The following is a 6115-nucleotide window of genomic DNA, read 5'->3' as shown; positions in this document are numbered from 1 at the left end:
ATGGTTAATTTTGGCTGCTGCCGACTTACCATTTTTAGTGATTTGTTCTAGTTTTTGGCGTTCTTCTTCGGTTAATGTCACTTTGTATCGTTTTGCTGACATACCTTTTTCCTTACTATTTTCTGTCCCTTTATTTTACCCGCCAAATTATCTTTGACTGTCTACTAGTGGGATTGGCAGTATCACCAAACGCACAAGGTAAAGGAATTGGTGGCTTGCTCTTGCAGCCCGTTCTCCAGCAAGCCGATCGCCAAGGTGAGATTTGCTATCTCTTTACTTCCACCGATCGCGCCGTAAAATTCTATCAACGGCATGGATTTGTGGTGCGCGAAGAATTACGAGTTCTCAACGATGCACCTCCCCTATGGATGATGATGCGATCGCCTCAAGATTAATATTAAGAGATACTGAATATGCGTTCTAAAATCTGTCAATTTATCCGAGAAATTCCACTCCTCTATAAACTCGCATATTTAAGCAATATCCTGCTACTAATCTGGTGTTTTAGAGACCTATTTTCTTACTTCTTTCCAACCGTATCACTTTTGGCGAGTTTACTAGTTCTTCCATTCCTGATTTTTTATGCTACAACTCTGATTTGGTCGGCTTTACACACTATTCTACGTTTCAAGCAAATTGGAATTAAATCTTTTTTGCCGTTCTTAATTCATGTCTTAATGCTAGGACTATTATTCAATGTGAATTTCACGCAAGTTTGGCTCAGTCTAAACTTTGACATATTCCTTCACAGCCGAGAAGATGTAGTAGCATTAGTTAGGTCAGGGCAGTTAATATCAGGCTCCTATGGACGAACGGAATTACCTCGACAATATCTCTGGACTTCCTGTGATGGCACAATTGATGTTGATAAATCCACAGAAACAATGGAAATTCTCTTCTGCACGTTCTCTGGATTTGATAGTGTAGCTGGTTATGTTTATAGTGATCAAGTGCCTAACTTAAATCACTTCTCTAGAGGTAAAATTTTAGAGTTTCAAAAGCTTCAAGAACATTGGTTCTGGTTATCTACAACATAATTGACCTCAAAGTCATCAATTGTGCGATCGCCATTGCGATATTCAAATCAACAGAAATAGTTTTTACTTGCGGAATCGAATATCTATCCGCCTTTTTTAATGGCGATCGCCAACTTATTAAGAAAGCTAGCTAAAAGCTAATCGCCAAAAGCCAAAAGCCAATACCATCCGCATTACTGAGAACCTATGCTTCGTAAATTATTAAGAAAAACACCTCTTGCTTGGCTCCAACTCACCCGCAATAAAGTTCGCTTTATCGTGGCGTTATCGGGTATCGCCTTTGCCGATATCTTGATGTTTGTGCAGATGGGCTTTGAAGGAGCGCTCTATGATTCGGCGATGAAGCCCTATCGCGAATTGATTCAGGCGGATCTAGCGATCGCCAGCACTCAGTTCCAAACCCTCATCTCCACACCTAGTTTTCAACGCGATCGCCTTTACCAAACCCTCGCCCATCCTCAAGTTAAATCCGTTGCTCCGCTTTATATTTCCGTTGCGGGTCAATGGCGCAATCCTGAAACTCGTCAAAATCGAGCAATTCTCATTTGGGGAGTCGATGCGGGTAATCCTAGCGTCAACCTACCCGATCCCGCCCAACAAATCCCGCAGATTCAACAACTAGATCGCGTTCTCTTCGATCGCGCTGGTCGTCCTGAATATGGCGATGTGGCAAATATGTTTATGCAAAAGGGAGAATTGGAAGCGCAATTAAACAATAAATTGGTGCAGGTAAGCGGGCTATTTGAAGTTGGTTCTTCCTTTGCGGCGGATGGCAATATTATTACCAGTGATGCGACTTTTTTACGTTTATTTCCAGAACGTCGTAGCGATCGCATTGAGATGGGATTAATTCATCTCAATGAAGGAGCCGACGCTCAGCAAGTCAAAAGGGAACTCGCCAATTTACTACCTCGTGATATACGTGTGTTGACTACCGAAGAATGGGCAGGTGTCGAAAAAAGCTATTGGGAAACGGGAACCAGTATCGGCTTCATCTTTGGCTTAGGCGTGGCGATGGGCTTTATCGTCGGTATCGTGATTGTCTATCAAATTCTCTATTCTGATGTCTCCGATCACCTTGCGGAATATGCCACTCTCAAGGCGATGGGCTATAGCGATCGCTTTCTCTTAAGCATCCTTTTTCAAGAAGCAATCCTATTAGCCTGTTTAGGATTTCTGCCTAGTTTCCTGCTTTCTGTCGGACTGTATCAAGTGACCTATACCGTCACGATGTTACCCATAAAAATGACGTTAGAACGTGCCACTTCTGTCTTTGCGATGACCGTTATTATGTGCGTAGCTTCAGGAGCGATCGCCATGCGAAAACTCCAAACCGCCGATCCTGCTGACATCTTCTAAACATAATTACCACACTACGTTCCCCCATCAAGAATTATGCCATCAACGAGAATCGATCCTCCAAAAAACTTATCCCATCATTCCCATTTAACATCCCGTGAGCTTGAAGTTCTATCACTGATTGTCGAAGGAAAAAGTAATCCTCAAATTGCCAAGGAACTTTATGTCAGCCCTAGTACTATCAAAAGTCATGTGAATGGCATTTTAAATAAACTTAGCGTGAACGATCGGGTTCAAGCCGCAGTTTTTGCCGTTCGGAATCAGTTGATCTAGCCCGCAAAAAAGCAAAAAATATTCCCATAAAACTATGGAAACACTGACTTCTAGTGCAAATTCTAGCTCGATCTCACAAGAGCCAGTCATCTCTGCCCAAACTCTCAATCATTATTTTGGTGAAGGCGACTTACGCAAACAGGCACTTTTTGATATCAATCTTGATATCCACGCTGGTGAAATTATCATCATGACAGGTCCCTCTGGCTCTGGCAAAACTACCCTCTTGACGCTTATGGGGGGATTGCGATCGGCACAGGAGGGCAGTCTTAAAATCTTGAATCAAGAAATTCGTGGCGCTGATAAAAACACTCTCATGCAAATTCGCCGTAATATTGGCTATATCTTTCAAGCCCATAATTTGATGACATTTCTTACTGCCAAACAAAATGTGCGAATGTCTCTAGAACTTCATGATGAGGATGGAACTTCCGATCTAGACGGTACTGCTGCCGCCATGCTGGAAGCAGTCGGACTCGGACATCGCCTTGATTATTTTCCTGATAGCCTCTCTGGGGGGCAAAAACAACGGGTAGCAATCGCTCGTGCGCTAGTTTCTCAACCCAAAATCGTCCTAGCCGATGAACCCACGGCAGCTCTTGATAAAAAATCAGGTCGCGAAGTGGTGGAACTCATGCAAACCCTCGCCAAACAAAAAGGCTGCACTATCCTTCTCATCACTCACGACAATCGTATCCTCGATATCGCCGATCGCATTGTCTATATGGAAGATGGTAAGCTCGTTCCTAATATTGACGCTGGTCATTAAGTTGGGCATTAATTAATGGCGATCGCAAAATTAAAAAATCGTTAGTCCCAATTCTGCAACTTTTCCAATCGCTTTGAGAATAAATTTGAGAGTAAATTTGAGTGTAAATAAGCGATTGGGAAAGCGATTCGTAATTGATGGGGATTGGCTCAAATCAAAGTATAGCTAAATCCGATATGAGATTCCTCTAAAATAGCGATCGCATGGCGAAAAAATTTATTAACGCTTAAAATCAAGCTCGTTACAATTGTAATTATTGGTTATATCAACATAAGGTTTACTTAGAATATAAATAAGTGGCTATACTTCACACAGTCACGTGCTTTTAGGATTTTGATTTGTCCTAGCTATCTCTTATGCTGCTATATTTCATAGGAAAAGTATTATTCTTACTGTTATTTTTTCGTATTCTTTCTTTTGCATTTCTTACATATTTTAGTAATAGAAAAAGTTTTTCATTTGTGTCAAGATTGGTGAAATTATGTAGGAAGTGGGTAACCTATGAAAAGCACATTTTTCTGATAGACTTTCAAGCAACCTAGTTTTTTTTAGACGAACTACATCAGCAATTCTGAAACGGTACTATAGGAGATTTTATGTACGGCTTAGTTAACAAAGCAATTCATGACATGGTGTGTAGTCGGTTCGGTGAAGAAACTTGGAAAGAGATTCAGCATAAAGCTGAAATTGGAGTTGATACTTTCATCAGCATGGAATCTTACCCAGATGATGTAACCCATAGACTTGTAAAGGCTGCAAGTCTTGTTTTGGGGCTACCTACTTCAGAAATCATGAAAGCCTTTGGAGAATTCTGGGTGCAATACACATCTCAAGAAGGGTATGGGGAACTGATGGCAATGAGCGGTGATACACTTCCCGAATTTTTACAGAACCTAGATGATCTTCATACCCGTGTCGGCATCAGTTTTCCCAAACTTCAGCCGCCATCTTTTGACTGTGAGGAAGTTGAAGAACAAACGATACATCTTCACTATCATTCACATCGAGAGGGATTAGCACCAATGGTAGTGGGATTGGTGAAAGGCTTAGGTACGCATTTAAATACGGATGTTGAAGTTACCCAGACTCAAAGCAAGTCTGACGGTGCAGATCATGATGAATTTACCATCCAGTATAAACCAAACTGAACTTTTCATGCAGCCCCAATTCACTCTACCACCCCACTTACTTGCGAAAGCATTTCCTTTTCATTTTGTGTTTAAGGGCGATCTCACAATCATCCAAGCTGGAGAAGTTTTGCAGCGGCTTATTCCAGACATCATCGAGTCACCGTTTACCAAGTGCTTCCAGATTAACCGCCCTATTATTCAAACTACTGATTTTGCGGCTATTAGCAAGAAATCTCACAGTATATTTATTTTGAAATCGCTCCATAGCGAAATGATTCTGAAAGGTCAGATGCTACCTGTTGATGATTGCGAAATTATTTTTTTTCTGGGTTCGCCAATCGTGACAGAGATTAAACAACTTAACCAAATTGGCATCAAATTAAAAGACTTTGCAGTTCATGATTCTGTTGCTGACTTTCTCTTACTTTTGCAAACGAAGAGTCGGCTCATGGATGAGTTAGTAGAACGAGAGCTAAAACTAAAAGATACCTTGAGAGCCAAGGAGGAGATTTCCATACTGGCAGAGGCAAGAGCTAGAGACTTAGAATTGGCTCTTGAAAACTTACAGAAAGCTAGAGAGTTAGAACTGGCTTTCAAAGACTTACAGAGAACTAGCACGCAGTTGATTCAGTCTGAAAAAATGGCTGGGTTAGGACAAATGGTGGCTGGTATTGCGCATGAACTTAACAATCCAATTAACTTTGTCAATGGGAATCTCACTTACATTGATCAGTATATTCAAGAGCTAATAACCCTAATTAAACTTTATCAGCAGCACTTTCCCAAAGCCTCTTCTGAAATTATTGATTACATGGAGGAGATTGACCTAAATTTTTTATTGATTGACTTACCACGGATAATTGCATCAATACGAACAGGAACAGATCGGGTTATAGATCTTGTTGTGTCATTACGCAACTTTTCTAGGTTGGATGAAGCAGACCAAAAAGATGTGGACTTACATGAAGGAATTGATAGTACGTTACTGATTCTTAGCCACAAGATGAAGCAAGGTATTGAGGTGCATAGGGAATATGGAAATTTGCCAAAAGTGTTCTGTTATCCATCTCAGTTAAACCAAGTATTTATGAATGTTATTTCTAATGCTGCTGACGCATTATTTGAGACTAATATAAACTCGAAGCAAATTATAATCAAAACCAGTTTAGATGACTCTAAACAGATTTGTATTAGCATTAAAGATAATGGAAATGGGATTCCTAATGAGATTAAAGAGAAGATTTTTAATCCATTCTTTACGACAAAGCCTGTCGGTCAAGGTACAGGATTGGGATTATCAATCAGCTATCAAATTATCGAAAAGCATCGGGGTATAATTGATGTCATCTCTGAATTAGGAAAGGGAACTGAATTTATCATTAAAATTCCAATGTCCTAATTGCCGTAGTTTTTTCTAAGTAGCTAGGCATAAGTAAACACCAAACCAAGAGAGAGCATACCGCCCGCGCAGGGGGCGGTATGCTCTCTCTTGGTTTGGTGTCTAATTCACGAAAGTGTTGTCACACTTTCGTGAATTGGTATTAAAT

6 protein-coding genes and 1 pseudogene are annotated in these 6115 nt (G+C 40.6%); all 7 read left to right on the top strand.

The annotated features are described in order from the left end of the window. Window positions 1-173: 173 nt before the first annotated feature. The 7 genes and pseudogenes from AC805_RS04805 (at window position 174) to AC805_RS04775 (ending at window position 5967) form a co-directional block, all read left to right on the top strand. On the top strand, window positions 174-395 hold the full coding sequence (locus tag AC805_RS04805; RefSeq protein ID WP_197278638.1) for an N-acetyltransferase: 222 nt from the start codon (window positions 174-176) through the stop codon (window positions 393-395). Window positions 396-677: 282 nt separating this feature from the next. Then, window positions 678-1037, top strand: a complete 360-nt coding sequence (locus AC805_RS25430; protein WP_156341303.1) for a hypothetical protein — start codon at window positions 678-680, stop codon at window positions 1035-1037. Between the two features lie 186 nt (window positions 1038-1223). Further along, on the top strand, window positions 1224-2396 hold the full coding sequence (gene devC / locus AC805_RS04795) for an ABC transporter permease DevC (RefSeq protein WP_055074357.1): 1173 nt from the start codon (window positions 1224-1226) through the stop codon (window positions 2394-2396). Between the two features lie 72 nt (window positions 2397-2468). Beyond that, window positions 2469-2669, top strand: a pseudogene (locus AC805_RS04790) (response regulator transcription factor); the annotation flags it as partial. Window positions 2670-2703: 34 nt separating this feature from the next. Then, complete coding sequence (locus AC805_RS04785; RefSeq protein WP_055074355.1) at window positions 2704-3438, top strand: DevA family ABC transporter ATP-binding protein; 735 nt, start codon at window positions 2704-2706, stop codon at window positions 3436-3438. 596 nt (window positions 3439-4034) lie between these two features. Further along, entirely contained in the window at window positions 4035-4586 is a 552-nt protein-coding gene (locus AC805_RS04780) for a heme NO-binding domain-containing protein (RefSeq protein ID WP_055074354.1), read from the top strand. Then, window positions 4507-5967, top strand: a complete 1461-nt coding sequence (locus AC805_RS04775; protein ID WP_231662443.1) for an ATP-binding protein — start codon at window positions 4507-4509, stop codon at window positions 5965-5967. The genes AC805_RS04780 and AC805_RS04775 overlap by 80 nt, the downstream gene beginning before the upstream one ends. Window positions 5968-6115: the final 148 nt, after the last annotated feature.

The organism is Pseudanabaena sp. 'Roaring Creek', from assembly GCF_001402795.1.
GTDB lineage: Bacteria > Cyanobacteriota > Cyanobacteriia > Pseudanabaenales > Pseudanabaenaceae > Pseudanabaena.
Note: the sequence above shows the minus strand (reverse complement) of the source record. Positions and strands in the feature narration are given on the sequence as shown.

Bases quoted from the DNA above. Each gene is read 5' to 3' on its own strand.
- AC805_RS25430 (WP_156341303.1), top strand. From the start codon at position 678: ATGCTAGGACTATTATTCAATGTGAATTTCACGCAAGTTTGGCTCAGT.
- AC805_RS04780 (WP_055074354.1), top strand. From the start codon at position 4,035: ATGTACGGCTTAGTTAACAAAGCAATTCATGACATGGTGTGTAGTCGG.
- AC805_RS04785 (WP_055074355.1), top strand. From the start codon at position 2,704: ATGGAAACACTGACTTCTAGTGCAAATTCTAGCTCGATCTCACAAGAG.
- AC805_RS04775 (WP_231662443.1), top strand. From the start codon at position 4,507: ATGTTGAAGTTACCCAGACTCAAAGCAAGTCTGACGGTGCAGATCATG.
- devC (WP_055074357.1), top strand. From the start codon at position 1,224: ATGCTTCGTAAATTATTAAGAAAAACACCTCTTGCTTGGCTCCAACTC.